The organism is Stenotrophomonas sp. A3_2, from assembly GCF_036624925.1.
GTDB lineage: Bacteria > Pseudomonadota > Gammaproteobacteria > Xanthomonadales > Xanthomonadaceae > Stenotrophomonas > Stenotrophomonas hibiscicola.
On record NZ_JAZKVY010000358.1, the window covers coordinates 343,861 to 358,144 of the forward strand.

The 14,284-nt window shown below is 62.8% G+C and carries 13 protein-coding genes and 1 pseudogene; 3 read left to right on the forward strand and 11 right to left on the reverse strand.

Annotated elements, in window-relative coordinates:
- Window positions 1-645: 645 nt before the first annotated feature.
- The 11 genes and pseudogenes from R5H29_RS20750 to R5H29_RS20800 all read right to left on the reverse strand — a co-directional run.
- Window positions 646-1,305, reverse strand: a pseudogene (locus R5H29_RS20750) (ATP-binding cassette domain-containing protein); the annotation flags it as partial.
- Window positions 1,295-1,978, reverse strand: a complete 684-nt coding sequence (gene modB, locus R5H29_RS20755) for a molybdate ABC transporter permease subunit (RefSeq protein WP_005413347.1) — start codon at window positions 1,976-1,978, stop codon at window positions 1,295-1,297. The gene modB and the pseudogene R5H29_RS20750, both read right to left, overlap by 11 nt.
- Window positions 1,979-1,981: 3 nt before the next feature.
- Window positions 1,982-2,725: a molybdate ABC transporter substrate-binding protein gene (modA, locus tag R5H29_RS20760; protein ID WP_180855157.1), complete on the reverse strand. Its 744-nt coding sequence runs from the start codon at window positions 2,723-2,725 to the stop codon at window positions 1,982-1,984.
- 87 nt (window positions 2,726-2,812) lie between these two features.
- Window positions 2,813-3,172 (reverse strand): hypothetical protein, encoded by a 360-nt coding sequence (locus R5H29_RS20765; RefSeq protein WP_032966746.1) that lies wholly within the window; start codon window positions 3,170-3,172, stop codon window positions 2,813-2,815.
- Window positions 3,169-3,735 (reverse strand): molybdenum cofactor guanylyltransferase, encoded by a 567-nt coding sequence (locus R5H29_RS20770; protein WP_180855159.1) that lies wholly within the window; start codon window positions 3,733-3,735, stop codon window positions 3,169-3,171. The genes R5H29_RS20765 and R5H29_RS20770 overlap by 4 nt, the downstream gene beginning before the upstream one ends.
- The gene (locus R5H29_RS20775) at window positions 3,701-4,219 is read right to left on the reverse strand and encodes a molybdenum cofactor biosynthesis protein MoaE (protein WP_332329749.1); all 519 of its coding nucleotides are present in this window, start codon (window positions 4,217-4,219) and stop codon (window positions 3,701-3,703) included. The genes R5H29_RS20770 and R5H29_RS20775 overlap by 35 nt, the downstream gene beginning before the upstream one ends.
- 3 nt (window positions 4,220-4,222) lie before the next feature.
- Window positions 4,223-4,483 (reverse strand): MoaD/ThiS family protein, encoded by a 261-nt coding sequence (locus R5H29_RS20780; RefSeq protein ID WP_017354494.1) that lies wholly within the window; start codon window positions 4,481-4,483, stop codon window positions 4,223-4,225.
- Entirely contained in the window at window positions 4,483-5,736 is a 1,254-nt protein-coding gene (gene glp, locus R5H29_RS20785) for a gephyrin-like molybdotransferase Glp (RefSeq protein WP_180855161.1), read from the reverse strand. The genes R5H29_RS20780 and glp overlap by 1 nt, the downstream gene beginning before the upstream one ends.
- Window positions 5,736-6,731, reverse strand: coding sequence for a bifunctional molybdenum cofactor biosynthesis protein MoaC/MoaB (moaCB, locus tag R5H29_RS20790; RefSeq protein WP_043396339.1), 996 nt, complete (start codon window positions 6,729-6,731; stop codon window positions 5,736-5,738). The genes glp and moaCB overlap by 1 nt, the downstream gene beginning before the upstream one ends.
- Before the next feature lie 8 nt (window positions 6,732-6,739).
- Window positions 6,740-7,780: a GTP 3',8-cyclase MoaA gene (gene moaA, locus R5H29_RS20795; protein ID WP_017354497.1), complete on the reverse strand. Its 1,041-nt coding sequence runs from the start codon at window positions 7,778-7,780 to the stop codon at window positions 6,740-6,742.
- A gap of 31 nt (window positions 7,781-7,811) precedes the next feature.
- Window positions 7,812-10,085 carry an FdhF/YdeP family oxidoreductase gene (locus R5H29_RS20800; protein WP_026070515.1) on the reverse strand — a complete coding sequence of 758 codons (2,274 nt, stop codon included), beginning with the start codon at window positions 10,083-10,085 and terminating at the stop codon, window positions 7,812-7,814.
- Window positions 10,086-10,562: 477 nt separating this feature from the next.
- On the opposite strand from R5H29_RS20800, the gene fdhD reads away from it, so the two are divergent.
- From fdhD to cydB, 3 genes are all read left to right on the forward strand, one after another.
- Window positions 10,563-11,423 carry a formate dehydrogenase accessory sulfurtransferase FdhD gene (gene fdhD, locus R5H29_RS20805; protein WP_026070516.1) on the forward strand — a complete coding sequence of 287 codons (861 nt, stop codon included), beginning with the start codon at window positions 10,563-10,565 and terminating at the stop codon, window positions 11,421-11,423.
- Between the two features lie 109 nt (window positions 11,424-11,532).
- Window positions 11,533-12,921, forward strand: coding sequence for a cytochrome ubiquinol oxidase subunit I (locus tag R5H29_RS20810; protein ID WP_017354500.1), 1,389 nt, complete (start codon window positions 11,533-11,535; stop codon window positions 12,919-12,921).
- Window positions 12,922-12,932: 11 nt separating this feature from the next.
- Window positions 12,933-13,946, forward strand: coding sequence for a cytochrome d ubiquinol oxidase subunit II (gene cydB, locus R5H29_RS20815; RefSeq protein ID WP_017354501.1), 1,014 nt, complete (start codon window positions 12,933-12,935; stop codon window positions 13,944-13,946).
- Window positions 13,947-14,284 lie beyond the last annotated feature (338 nt).

Here is a 14,284-nt window from a genome sequence, read left to right on the forward strand (position 1 = left end):
TCGTGGTCGAGTTCATTTCGATCTCTCGACCGCTAGATGACGGGTGACATATCGAACAAAACACCCCCTCTCACGACGTAGGACGTTGTGCACCAAAGGCCAGTCTTAGACGTTCAATGCTGTCGACCTCAGTCATATGCCAATCCGGAATTCTTGCCCTACGAGCCTCGTATCGACCTCTTGGTGGCCAAACGGACCGGGGGACTCCTCGCCATATTGCCCAGAGCGCCAATGGCCTCCGTGCCCCTCCAAGCCCCTCGGCGGTCGGCCGCCACGGGAGGCTGGAGAAGTCTCGCTCCCTTCGAGCGGATCATTACGCCAATTCGGCCATATGGGAAGCGCTGGGTGCGCGTTGTCCCCGCCTCGGCCGGAGCCACGCAGCGCGGCCAAGCGCGGGCGAGTCGATCCGCCTTGCAAGAAGGTCCAGGCCCTACCGCTCGCCTACCGGCATAGAGATGCCTATGCTCCAGGGTCGTCTCCCATTTGCGCGGCTCGCGGGCAGATGTATCGTGGCTTTGGGCTCTCTGAGTCTCCGACCGACTGATGGTTGCTCTTCCCCTCAAGACCCGGGCTTGTTGGGGAGCTGACTAAGGATGGTAGAAGGCGGGGCTGACGGGTCGGCCTCTGACGCGAGCCGGGAGGAGAGATCAGTCGCCCATTTTCGATGTGGGCGATCTGGCCCCCAAATATCTCAATGTCGTTGGGATCATGGCTGATCAGCAACAGTGGAATGCCGGCCCCGTCCAGCACGGCCTCCAGCTCCTGCCGCAGGTGCTGGCGAAGATCATGGTCCAGCGCGGAGAACGGTTCATCCAGCAGCAGCGCCTGCGGCTGCGTCACCAGGGCGCGCGCCAAGGCGGTACGCTGGCGTTGGCCACCGGAGACCTGCGAGGGCAGTAGATCGCCCACCGTGTCGATGCGGAATGCGTGCAACCACTGCTCCACTGCATCGAAGCGCTGGCCGACCCGCGGATTCAACCAGCCCTTCTGCAGACCGAACGCCACGTTCTGGCGCACGCTCAGATGCGGGAACAATGCGTAATCCTGGAACACGTAGCCCAGCCGGCGGCGTTGCGGCGGCAGATCCACGCCGGTAGCCGCATCGAACAAGGTCTGCCCCTGCAGCCGTACATGCCCCTGGCCCGGCCGTAGCAGCCCGGCCACCGCCTTCAAGGTCAGGCTCTTGCCCGCGCCCGAGGGTCCGAACAGCACCACCTGGCGTTGCGTGCACTGCAGCGATACGTCCAACACGAAATCCTGGCCGGCCGCCTGCAGGCGACGCTGCACCTGCAGGTCAAGCCACATCGCGCAGCTCCCGGCGACGTCCGCCTACCAGCCGCGCGGCCAGCAACAGGATCACGATACAGACCACCGAGGTCAGGATCACCAACGCGTTGGCCTTGCCATCCTGGCCGGCCTGCACCGCCTCGTAGATAGCGATCGACAGCGTCTGCGTGCGGCCGGGAATGCTGCCAGCCACCATCAGCGTCGCGCCAAACTCGCCCATCGCGCGCGCAAACGCCAGCAACAGCCCGGCGAGGATGCCGCGCCAGGCCAGCGGCAACGTGATGCGGAAGAACACCGCCGCTTCGGACACCCCCAGCGTGCGTGCGGCCTGCTCCAGCTGCCCGTCCACTTCCTCGAACGCCGCGCGTGCCGGCTTGAACACCAGCGGCAGCGAGGCCACCGCCGCAGCAATCACTGCAGCCTGCCAGGTGAACACCAGGTTGATGCCGAACCACGACTGCAGCCACGCGCCGATCGGGCCGTTGCGACCGATCAGCACCAACAGGTAATACCCCAGCACCGTCGGTGGCAGCACCATCGGCAGGGTCAGCAGTGAATCCAGCAGCTCACGGCCGGGAAATCGCCGCCGCGCCAGCAGCGCGCCCAGTGCCACGCCCAGCACCAGATTGATCGCGGTGGCCCAGCCGGCCACCTTCAGCGACAACCACAGCGCGCTCCAGTCGAGATCCATGCCTCAGGGCTTGCCGAACCCATGCTTGGCCAGGATCGCCTGGCCCTGTGCCGAACGCACGAAAGCAGTGAAGCGCTTGGCTTCGGCGGGCTGCGCGCTGACCTTGGTCACCGCCAGCGGATAGGCAATGCGCCCCGTCACCGGCACCGCGAAGGCACGGCGCACCCGGTCGGGCATCGCCTGTGCATCGGTGGCATAGACGAAGCCGGCGTCCACTTCACCGCGAGCCACGTAATCCAGCGACTGGCGCACGTTCTGCGTGGTGATGGTCTTGCCCTGCACCGACGGCCACAGGCCCGCCGCTTCCAGTGCACCCTTGGCATAGCGGCCGACCGGCACACTGTCCGGGTTGCCCAGTGCGATGCGCTGCACGCCGGCACCAGCCAGATCCCTCAGGGTACGCGGCGCGGCCTTGGCCTGCGGCGGCACCACCACCCACAGCGCGTTCACTGCGAACACCTCGCGGGTACCGACCGCCAGCAGGTCCTGCTGCTGGGCCTGGTCCATCGTGGTTTCGTCGGCCGACGCGAACACATCCACCGGTGCGCCGCGGCTGATCTGCTGCAGCAGCACGCCGGACGCGGCGAAATTGAAATCGACCTTGGTTCCCGGGTGCGCCTTCTCATAGGCGGTGCCCAGTTCGCGGAAGCTCTCGGTCAGGCTCGATGCCGCCGACACCGTCAGCTCGGCCGCCCAGGCCGGCACCGTGGCCAGCAGTCCCAGCAACAACAGTCCAGCTCGTTTCATCATTGGTTTCCCCGTTTGGTTGGGTTTAGATCGGTTTCACCGCCTATCCTTGGCATCGCAGGCGCTACATAGGTGGCCCGCCCAGAGCTAGGCAGAGGGTGCACGACGGTGCGGACCTCGTTGGCGCAGGCTGTCTCGTACATCCACATCGAATTGAAGCTGCAGCGAGATGTCATCACCCAGCGCGATGCCAAAACCAAGACCATCACGACAGGGCAAACGTGATGCCAAGGACTGAACCGCTTCGCGAGGAAGCATCAACCGGCAGTACTCGCTCCCCTCCAGAAGCACCGCCTGTTGCCCTGCATGCAGTGATAGCACCATGCCCCAGCCGCGATCGCCGCCGAACCGCGTCAGGTTCTCCACCGATTCGCCGGCCAGCAACTGCGCTAGCTCCTCTTCATCAACGCGCAGACGAACTGCCTGCCGCTGTAGCTGGACTTTCATGATGCAATGAACTCGAGCTCGGTTGGGGTGTTGCAGTTGAGTAGCTGGTCGTATTCGCTATCCGCCAGTGGCAGCTCGATTGCGCCCAAGCGTTCTCGCAGGGCGCGTAGCGAGCGGTGCGCCGCCGGATTCTCGATCAATTCCCGCAACACATGCCGGCAATGGTCATCAATCTGCAACCGCATCGGCAGGGGTTCTTCCGCAAACAGCACACAGGCAGCCGAAGGCGCATCACGTAACCGTTGTAGTAACGCCGGGGTCACATTGGGCGTATCCACCGGAAGCACCAGAGCGGCAGCGTCCGGCATGCACATGGCCACACTGTAGAGCCCGCCCAACGGGCCGCAGCGTGCCACGCGATCAGGAATGCCACCGAAGGCCGGGTAGTTGCCACTCACCCATACCCTTTCCGCACCTGCCTGTCGCAGCAGGCCACGCATGTGCTCTAGCAGGGTTCGCCCGTGCCACGGTAGCAGCGCCTTGTCACGGCCCATCCGGCTGGAAAGACCACCGGCCAGCACGATGCCGTCAGTGGGAATGTTCGTGATCGTGTGCACATTCATGGGCATTGTCATGAGCTTGCGTGGGTTCGTTATCCGTATGGCAGAGACTGCAGCCTTCGGTCCACTCGCTGTCGCCGTCCTCGTAATGCTCCTGCTTCCAGATCGGGCACTGGTGCTTGACCACCTCGATCAACTGCCGGCAGGCGCGGAACGCCTCGTCGCGGTGCGGGCTGCCGGCAGCCACCACCACCGCCACATCGCCAATGCCCAACCGGCCCTTGGCGTGGGCCACATACAGCTTCAGCTTCGGACCAAACGTCGCCTCGACCTCGGCGGCCAGGCGCTTGAACTCGTTCAACACCAGCGGCTCGAACAGGTCGTAGGTGATCCCGGTCACCGGCCGGCCGATGTTGACGTCGCGCACCTTGCCGATGAACACGTCGATGCCGCCGAAGCCCGGATCAGAGACCGCAGCAATGCCCTCGGCTGGATCGATCGCCGCCTGCGCGCGGTCCACCACCTTCGCGATGATCTTCTCGCTCATCGCTCAGCCCCCGCTCACCGGCGGCAGGATCGCCACCCGGCCATCGTCGGGCAGCGCCTCGTGGTCGCGCAGCACGCGTTGCTGGTCGGCGAACGCCGAATAATCCAGCAGGCCGGCACGGAATCCCGGCCAACGCACCGGCAGCAGCTCGCGCAGCGCCTGGCGCAGATCGGCCACGGTGCCACCGGCCACATCCACGGCAATCTCGCGGCTGGCATCCAGATCGGAAAACGCACCGAACAACTGCAGATTCACCTGTTTCATCATGACTCCTGGCTCACCAGCTGCACCGGTTCGTGGTGACCCCAGCCCTGCACGCGCACGTAGGTGCCGGCGCTGGCCAGGTCACCCTCAGCCTCCAGCACCACCCAGGCGTTGGCCTGCAGCATGGACATCAAACGGAACGACTCCTGCCCGGACAGCACGCGCGCACTCAGGCGCCCCTGACCGTCCATTTCCACCCGCGCACGCGCGTGGAAGCGCAGGCCCGGCGGCTTGCGCACGTCGGCCTGCAGCGGCAGCTGCAACATGACTTCCGGCGCCAGCCCCAACAGGCGGCGCAGCACCGGCTCGACGAAGAAACGCTGGCCCACAGCAGCGGAGACCGGGTTGCCCGGCAGGCCGAAGTACAGCGCGCCATTGGGCAGCACGGCGAACAGCAGCGGCTTGCCCGGGCGGATCGCCACCTTGTGGAACACGATGCGCGCACCACGGCCGCGCAGCGCATCGGGAACGAAATCGTAGCGCCCGGCCGACACCGCGCCGGTACTGATCAGCACCTGCGCGCCCGCGGCCAGCGCTTCATCCAGCACCGCATTGAACGCGACCACGTCGTCGCCCACCGTGCCCTGCCAGACCACCTCGGCACCGGCGGCCTGCAGGCGGCCGACCAGGTACGGTCGGTTGCTGTCACGGATCTGGCCGGATTCCAGCGCCTGCGCCGCCTCGGTCACCAACTCTTTGCCGGTAGCGATCACTGCCGCCTTCGGCCGCGCCACCACCGCCACCTGGCCCACGCCGATGGCATGCAGCAGGGTGCGCGCATTGATATCCAGCACCTGCCCGGCCTGCAGCACGCGCTCGCCTTCGCTCACGTCCTGGCCGCGCAGGCGCACATGCTGGCCCGGCTTCACCGATGCCTTCAAGGCGATGCGGGTCGGGCGTCCCTCCTCGCTGGCGAGGATCTCCACGTTCTCGACCGGCACCACCGTATCCAGCCCGGACGGCATACGTGCACCGGTCATGATTTCCCATGCACCCTCGCCGCCTTCGGCGCCGGCATCGCCGGCCGCCTGCCAGCCCTGCACCGCGAATTCGGTACCGGCCTCGAACGTCGCGCCGTTGGCGCGCAGCGCGAAGCCGTCCATTGCCGAATTGTCGAACGGCGGCAACGACTGCCCGCTGTGGATGTCACTGGCCAGGGTACGGCCGCCGGCCTCATGCAGCGGCAGGCGCTCGGCCGGCAGCGGCGTGGCTGCGTCCAGCAGGTGCTGCAGGGCTTCGCTGTAGGCAATCATCAGTGGCCACCACCCTCGACCATCGCCAGGGCATGGCCCAGTACCGGCGCCAGGATGTCCAGGCACTGCGCCGCCGCCTTCGGGCTGCCGGGCAGCGCGAACACCAGCATGTTGCCCAGCTGCACCACCTCGGCGCGGCTCAGCCAGGCCATCGGCGTGTGCTGTGCACTCAGTGCCCGCACCATCTGCGCCAGGCCATGCACCGGCCGCGCGTTCAAAGAACGCAGCGCCTCCGGGGTCAGGTCACGCGGGCCCAGCCCGGTACCGCCGGTACACAGGCACAGGCGCACGCCCTCGGCGGCCAAGGCCTGCAGGCGGCCCGCCAATGGCTCGATGCCATCGGGCAACACCTCAGCGGCCACCACCTCGCCGCCCAGCTTTTTCAGGCCGGTCACCAGGGTCGGGCCAGAGATATCCTCATAGGTGCCGTCGCTGGCGCGATCGCTCAGCGTGATCACCGCGCAGGCCGCGCCCTCCAGGCCCTTCGGCGCACGCGGCTTGAAACGCGTGCGCTCGGCATCGTCCATGCCGTCGGGGTGCAGCCAGACACCGCGCTTGCCGCCTTCCTTGAACAGCAGGCGGATACCTTCGATGCGCAGGGCCGGTTCCACCGGCTTGCTCAGGTCGTACAGGGTAAGCAGCGCCGCGTTGACGCCGGCCAGTGCCTCCATCTCCACGCCGGTGCGCGCCTCGCTGGCGCACTCGCACCACACGCGGATCGCCTGCCGTTCCGGTACCGGCGCGCAGAACACCTGCACCAGTTCCAGCGGCAGCGGATGGCACAGCGGCATCAGCATCGAGGCCATCTTGGCGCCCTGCAGGCCGGCAATCTCGGCCATCACCAGCGCATCGCCCTTGGGCAGGCGGCGCTCGACGATCAGCGGATAGGCCACTGGACCGGCATGCAGCTCGCCCACCGCCACCGCACGGCGGCGGGTGATGCGCTTGTCGCGGACATCGGCCATATGGAAGGCCGCATTCAATTCCCCACTCATCGTGTTGCTCATCCTCCGATGGAAGCCAGGTGCGGGGTCAGCCCGGTCTGGCCCTGGTGCAGTCCATGCCCGGCCGCTTTCAGGCCAAGCTGTGTGGTGATGCGTGCCAGCAGCGCGTCATGGTCGTCGTCGCTCTGCAGCAGCGGGCGCAGCGGCACGCCGAACTCGCCGAACAGGCACAGCCGCAGGTCACCCTTGGCGGTCACCCGCAGGCGGTTGCAGCCCTTGCAGAAGTCACGCGAATACGGGGCGATGATGCCCACCGTGCCGCGATGGTCCGGGTGGCTGTACTCACGCGCCGGGCCGGCATCGGCGGCGCGCGGCCGTTCGTGCCAGCCAGCCGCCAGCAGCTGCTCGATCACCACGTCGGCGCGCAGGTGGTGGCGCTGGAAATAGGCTTCGTTGTCGCCGGTGCGCATCAGTTCGATGAAGCGCACGCTGAAGGGGCGGTCACGCAGGTAGTCCATCCACTGCGGCAGCTCGTCGTCGTTCAGGCCACGCAGCAGCACCGCATTGAGCTTGATCGCCGGCAGGCCCAGCGCCTGCGCCAGGGCCAGGCCCTGTTCGATCTCCGGCAGGCGGTCATGCCCGGTGATGGTCTTGAAACGTTCGCGCTGCAGGCTGTCCATGCTCACGTTCAGCGCGGTCAGGCCGGCGCGGTGCCAGCCCGGCAGGCGCCGCGGTAGCAACGTGCCATTGGTGGTGATGGCCACCTTGCGGATGCCCGGCACCGCCGCCACGGTGGCGATGATCTCATCCAGGTCCTTGCGCAGGCTGGGCTCGCCGCCGGTCAGGCGGATCTTGCTCATGCCCAGCGCGGCAAACGCACGCACCAGGCGCGCGATTTCTTCCACCTGCAGGAAGCGCGGGCGGCCATCGGCCTGGTAGCCGTCGGGCAGGCAGTAGCTGCAACGGAAGTTGCAGGCTTCGGTCAACGAAAGGCGCAGGTACGGAAAGCTGCGTCCGAAACCGTCGGTGAGTTGGCGGGGATGATCTGCCAGTGCGCCCTCACCTACCGGCTCTGGCGCCCGAATGAGCTCGGCTGACATTCTTAGTCCTCCCTACGACATGCCGGCGCAATCACTGTGAAATGACCACCCTGACCGGGATCGACTTCGCCGCGGGGGTACCACTGATGCGATCGAAGTAATCCAGAGGTAGCAGTGGATTGAGTTCAGGGTAGTAGCCCGCAATCGCGCCACGCGGCATCGGATAGTCAAGCACAGTCAACCCATCGACCCGCCGGCAGACGCCATCACTGGAGATCGTCTCGAGGCTCACCTGTTCCTCCTTCCCAATCCCTCGTGCTACTCGATCTTCCAGGTTCATGAAGAGGATCATTCGATCGTTATACACACCGCGATAGCGATCGTTGTAGCTGTAGATTGTCGTGTTGTACTGGTCATGGGAGCGAACCGTGGCCAGCCGAAGCATAGTGGGATCCTCGACCAGGTCGTTCACTTCAAGACCCGGCAACACCAGAATATTGGCCTTCCCGTTAGGTGTCGGCCACTCACGGCGGCGCGGCGGAATGTCCAAGTGGAAGCCACGCGGCGCCTGGATCCGTTCATTGAAGTCTGCGTAGATGCTGGGATAGACCGCCGCGATCAGCTCACGAACATGGTTGTAATCGTGCATGCAAGCTGCCCAGTCGACCTTGCTGTCCGGCAGTGTTGCCATTGCCATGCGGCACACGATCTCAACTTCCGGAAGAACATGTTCACTCACAGGCTCCAGTACTCCACGGGATGCGGTGACATTCGACATGGCATCCTCAATGGTGACAAACTGCTCACCCAGCGGGGTATGGATCCACTCCGAGCGCGCCACCACCGGTAGGATCAGCGCCTCCTTGCCATGCACTAGGTGGCCACGGTTGAGTTTGGTGGCGATGCCAACCGTAAGCTCAAGACCACGCATTGCCCTGTAGGCAATTTCGGTATCAGGAACAGCATGGATGAAGTTCCCGCCCATGCCGATGAAGACCTTGGCGGTTCCAGCCAGCATCGCCTCAATAGACTCAACCACATGGTGCCCATGTTCGCGCGGCGGTTCGAACCCGAACACGTCGCGAACTTGGTCCAGGTAGCGTTGCGTCGGCTTCTCATCAATGCCGACGGTACGGTCGCCTTGCACGTTGGAATGGCCGCGAATAGGAGCAATGCCCGCCCCGGGCTTTCCGAAGTTGCCGCGCAGCATCAGCAGATTGGCAACCTGCTGCAAAAGGCGAGATCCTTGCTGGTGCTGGGTCAGGCCCATGCCATAGCAGATAATGGTCGCACGGGAACGGATGTAGATCTCTGCACAACGCAGAATCTGCTCCTTCTTGATCCCGGACACTTGGACGATCTGGCTCCACTCCAGGGACATCACTTCTTCACGCAATGCCTCCAGCCCGACGGTGTGCTCGGTCAGGAATTCGTGATCGAGAACAGACTCGCCGGCCGCTTCCCGCTCGAACATAGCCTTCATGATGCCCTTGATCAGGGCCAGGTCACCGCCGATGCGAATGTGTACAAATTCACTGGAAATCTCGGTGGAGCCAAACGTGGCCATCTGCACGACGTCCTGGGGCTCGGCAAAGCGAATCAGCGCACGTTCCGGCATAGGATTGACCGCGACAATTGGAGCATTACGCTTCCGCGCCTCCACCAAGTTGGACATCATTCGTGGTGAGTTGGTGCCTGTGTTCTGGCCGATGACGAAGATGGCCTCAGCATGCTCAAAGTCATCGAGCACGATAGTGCCCTTGCCGACACCAATTGCCGGCGGCAACCCCCGGCTGGTCGGCTCGTGGCACATGTTCGAGCAGTCCGGGAAGTTGTTGGTTCCGAACTCGCGCACGAAGATCGAGTACAGGAACGCGGCTTCGTTCGGCGTCCTCCCCGAGGTGTAGAACTCAGCCTCATGCGGGCTGGACAGGGCCTGCAGGTGTCGCCCGATCAGCGCGAAGGCCTCATCCCAGCTACAAGGAACGTAATGGTCGGATACCGGGTCATATCGCATCGGCTCGGTCAATCGACCCTGCATCTCCAGCCAATAGTCGGACTGCGCCATCAGCTCCTGGACAGTGTGCTCCGCGAAGAACTCACGCGTGGCGCGATGCTTGGTTGCCTCCCATGCCAAGGCCTTCGCACCGTTTTCGCAGAACTCCAGCTTCTTGGTGTGATCTGCATCCGGGAAAGCGCAACTGGGGCACTTGAATCCCCCAGGCTGATTCATCGACAAAAGCGCTTTAGATCCCTTGGCAATGACGCTCTGCTGCATCAGAACCTTGGCGGTTGCACCGGCGGCACCCCAACCACCGGCAGGATGGTCGTAGGCTTTGTAACGGGGGATCTTCTGCTCTGACATGACAGGCACTCGCAGCATGCAATTGGGAGTGGGAAAAGTTAAGCACGCGACGGCCTCCCCTTCCACGGACAGTATGTCCACCCTGCCCAGACAAGACGTCCGGCGTACACGCCGGGGATCGAATCGAGGCACTGGTGTCCGATACGAGTGCCTCAACGGACCCGAAGCGCTCATCCTGGCCCTCACCACGAACAGGTCTTCACGCCACCCGCCATCGATTGTAACTATCTAATTTATCGGGCGTTTTCTAGCTACAGGCACATGTAGCGGACAGGCGGGCCACAGCCCCTCGAACAGAATGTCGGATCAACTCAGCCAAACTGTCCATCTGCGAACATTTGTAAATTTTGACCGCAGCGGGGTGTACGCCTTGGGATACTCTCCGCACTGTCAAACCACTAAGAAGTCCCCGACCCGAGGGACCCTGCACGCCCAGATCATCGTTACCGGCTTCCCTCCCCGCCAGGCCTCATCTCCATGCAAGCGCCCAGCCCAGTACCTGCCAACGAGCCCTGCGGCATCGCATATCGAAGAACCCTTCGGTGGCGTGGTGGCGAGCGCGGCTCAATCATGGACAGCGTTGCCGAAGAAGTGCCTGTCGCGATGCTCTACAACGACAGTCCTTTCTCGGTGATGATGGCCAGCCCAACGGATCTGGAAGACTTTGCGCTGGGCTTTTCCATGACGGAGGGAACAATTTCTGATCCCTCCCAACTTCTCCGGATTGAAGTGAGGCCATCGCTGGAAGGCATTGAGCTGGCGATGGAAGTCACAGATAGTGCGCCCATCGTGTCAATGCCCAACGACGCCACCCGCAACCTACCCGGGCGTAGCGGTTGCGGGCTATGTGGAGCTAGTCGACTGGAGCAAGTGCTCAGAATGCCTTTGCCAATCGACCGACCCACCACCTACTCCGCCTTGGCGCTACGCGTAGCACTGTCCTCGCTAAAAGGGCTACAGCCAATGAACGAGGCTGCCGGCTCAACCCACGCAGCAGCATGGGTTCTCCCGGACGGAGCTATCGAAGTGGTACGCGAAGACGTGGGCAGGCACAACGCACTAGATAAGCTCATTGGTGCAATGAGGCGCTCATCGACTTCAACCAACGAAGGTCTCGTGCTTCTATCTAGCCGTGCTAGCTACGAAATGGTGAGTAAGGCCGCCTATGCAGGCATGGCGATCGTTGCAGCGGTATCGGCACCCACAGCCTTAGCCATAGATCTCGCAAAGGCCGCAGGGATCTGTCTTGTCGGTTTCGCGCGCTCGGATGGCTTCAACATCTATTCACACCCCCAGCGCCTACTCGATTTGGAAGCTGCACACCTAGCAGCCGTATGACGCCAGATGACGCCTGCCGTGCAATGAGCAAGGATCTCCGCCGATGAAATTGCTAGGCACCATCGGAACTTGAGCCGCTAGCCACCACCCACCCCCTATTGGGATCGTTATGGACGCCCTCCTCCTTTCCCGAATTCAGTTCGGCTTTCTCATCAGCTTCCATGTGCTCTTCCCTGCCTTCACCATTGGCTTGGCCAGTTGGCTTGGTTTCGTGGAATGGCGCTGGCTTCGAACCCGCAACCCGGTGTGGCGGGATCTGTTCTTCTTCTGGCAGAAGATCTTTGCCGTGTCCTTCGGCATGGGCGTGGTAAGCGGTATCGTCATGGCGTTCCAGTTCGGCACAAACTGGCCTCGTTTGAGCCAGATCGCCGGAACCGTAATCGGCCCCCTACTGACTTACGAGGTCCTGACAGCCTTCTTCCTGGAGGCAAGTTTCCTCGGAGTGATGATGTTCGGCTGGGGGCGAGTATCACCACGCCTGCACTTCTTTTCCACATGCATGGTCGCACTTGGAACGCTCTTTTCAACGTTCTGGATTCTTGCCTCCAACAGCTGGTTGCATACGCCTGCGGGCTACGAAATGATCAACGGAGTGGTCCATCCGGTTGACTGGTTCGAGGTTGTGTTCAATCCATCGTTCCCCTATCGACTGGCCCATATGGCAATAGGGTCATTCATAACAACCTGCTTCGTGGTGGGTGGTGTTGGCGCCTGGTACCTGCGGCGTAAGGAGCACGTCGAAGCCGGCCGCAAGATGCTTGGGGCGGCTGTGATATTTGCGGCCATTACCGTTCCTGTTCAGATTTTCGTGGGTGACATGCATGGTCTGAACACCCTCAAGCACCAGCCGATGAAGATCGCAGCGGTAGAGGCTCACTGGCATCAGGGCCAAGAAGGTGAAGGAGTTCCGCTGGTCGTCTTCGCTGTACCAAATGAGAAGGAAGAGCGGAACGATCTTGAGATCGCGATTCCGCGTGTTGGCAGCCTCATCCTGACTCACTCCATGGATGGAACCTTCGCACCGCTGACATCCGTACCGGCGAGCGAACGACCTCCGGTCACGCCTGTGTTCTTCGCATTCCGGATCATGGTTGGGATAGGCACCCTCATGCTACTGCTCGCCTGGCTTTCTGCTTTCACCCTGGCCCGCCGTAAGCTGTTCGATTCCGGGGCCCTGCTGCGCGCTTGGAACTGGATGCTTCCAAGTGGGTTCGTTGCTTTGGTGGCCGGCTGGTTTGTCACCGAGATGGGGCGCCAGCCTTGGATTGTCTATGGCGTTTTGCGAACGGCTGATGCCGTGGGACCGCAAACGGCCTGGATGACAGCGATCTCACTCGCGGTCTATGTCGCTGGATATGCGTTCGTATTTGGTTGGGGCATCTGGTATCTGGTCAAGATCCTCCGACATGGCCCACATGCCCAAGACGGAAGTCCGTCGCTAGAGGGTGGTGATCGCACACCTGCACGGCCTATCTCGGCCGCTGATCAATCTCTCTGAGGAACGCTGACATGGACTCGATGACCTGGTTGCCCATCGCCTGGTTCGCCGTCATCAGCTTCGGCGTCCTGATGTACGTCGTCCTCGACGGCTTCGTACTCGGTATTGGCATTCTCGCGCCCTTTGCCGAGGATGAAGAGCAGCTCGATGTGATGATGAACACCGCTGCCCCAATATGGGATGGCAACGAAACCTGGCTGGTGCTCGGCGGAGCCGGATTGCTAGCAGCGTTTCCAACAGCCTATGCAGCGCTTCTTTCGGCCCTGTACCTTCCAGTACTTCTGCTGCTTGTATCATTGGTTTTCCGGGGGGTCGCCTTTGAGTTCAGGTTCAAAGCCCATCGCTCCAAGAGGCTTTGGAGCGTGGCTTTCGGCCTTGGCTCGCTTCTGGCCGCGTTCTCTCAAGGAGTGATTCTTGGCACGGTGGTGCAAGGCGTGCCAATGACTGGTGACACCTACGCTGGCGGGCCATTCCTATGGTTCAGCCCCTTTGCCATGCTTACCGGAGCAGCCTTGGTTGCCGGCTACGCCTTGCTTGGAGGCACCTGGCTAATCTTGAAGACCGAGGGGCGAACCCACGCACTTGCCAGGCGCCTGACCCGCCCCCTGGTGGTCGCCGTGATCGTGGCCATGGGGCTCGTGAGCAGCTGGCTGCCGTTCCTTGATCTGCGACTAATGACTCGCTGGTTCAGTGACGGGAATTTCTGGTGGCTGTCCCCCGTCCCCCTTCTTACGCTCGCCGTGGCAGTGGCGCTGTGGCGCGCGGAGAAACGCCCCACTCATGATCTTGCCCCTTTCCTACTGAGCCTGTCGTTGTTTGTCCTGGGTTACCTAGGCCTCGTACTCGGCATGTGGCCGTACCTGCTCCCCCCGGCATTGACGATCTGGGATGCAGCAGCGCCAGTGTCGTCGCTTGGCTTCAGCCTGGTCGGCTTGGCGGTCATGCTTCCTGTCATCCTGGGCTACACCGCCTGGTCATACCGCGTTTTCCGCGGCAAGGTGAGTGCGAGCACGAGCTATCATTGAGCGTGATATGCCGCCCATTCGCCTGAAGTGGAGAATGGGCTCAACTAAAGCCCGGAAAGGGCGAGTGGGTTCGGTGGCGGCCGACTCATGAACTGAATGTCACTGGACTATCTTCAGCTAAGCCGAAGGTCAAATGCCACCGCCTCTGGCCCTCGACTTGACTCAATCAGTTAGCCAATACGCCCGGCCTCCCAGAATCGTGTATCGCCCTAAGACACACAGGATGTGATGAGTGGGGCCTTCAGCCGACCCTGAATCGTATGCCTTCGGATCGAACTGACTTGAAGGAAAGTCGATGATTCACGGTGAGGTGGTAGAAGAACGCCTCACACCAACGA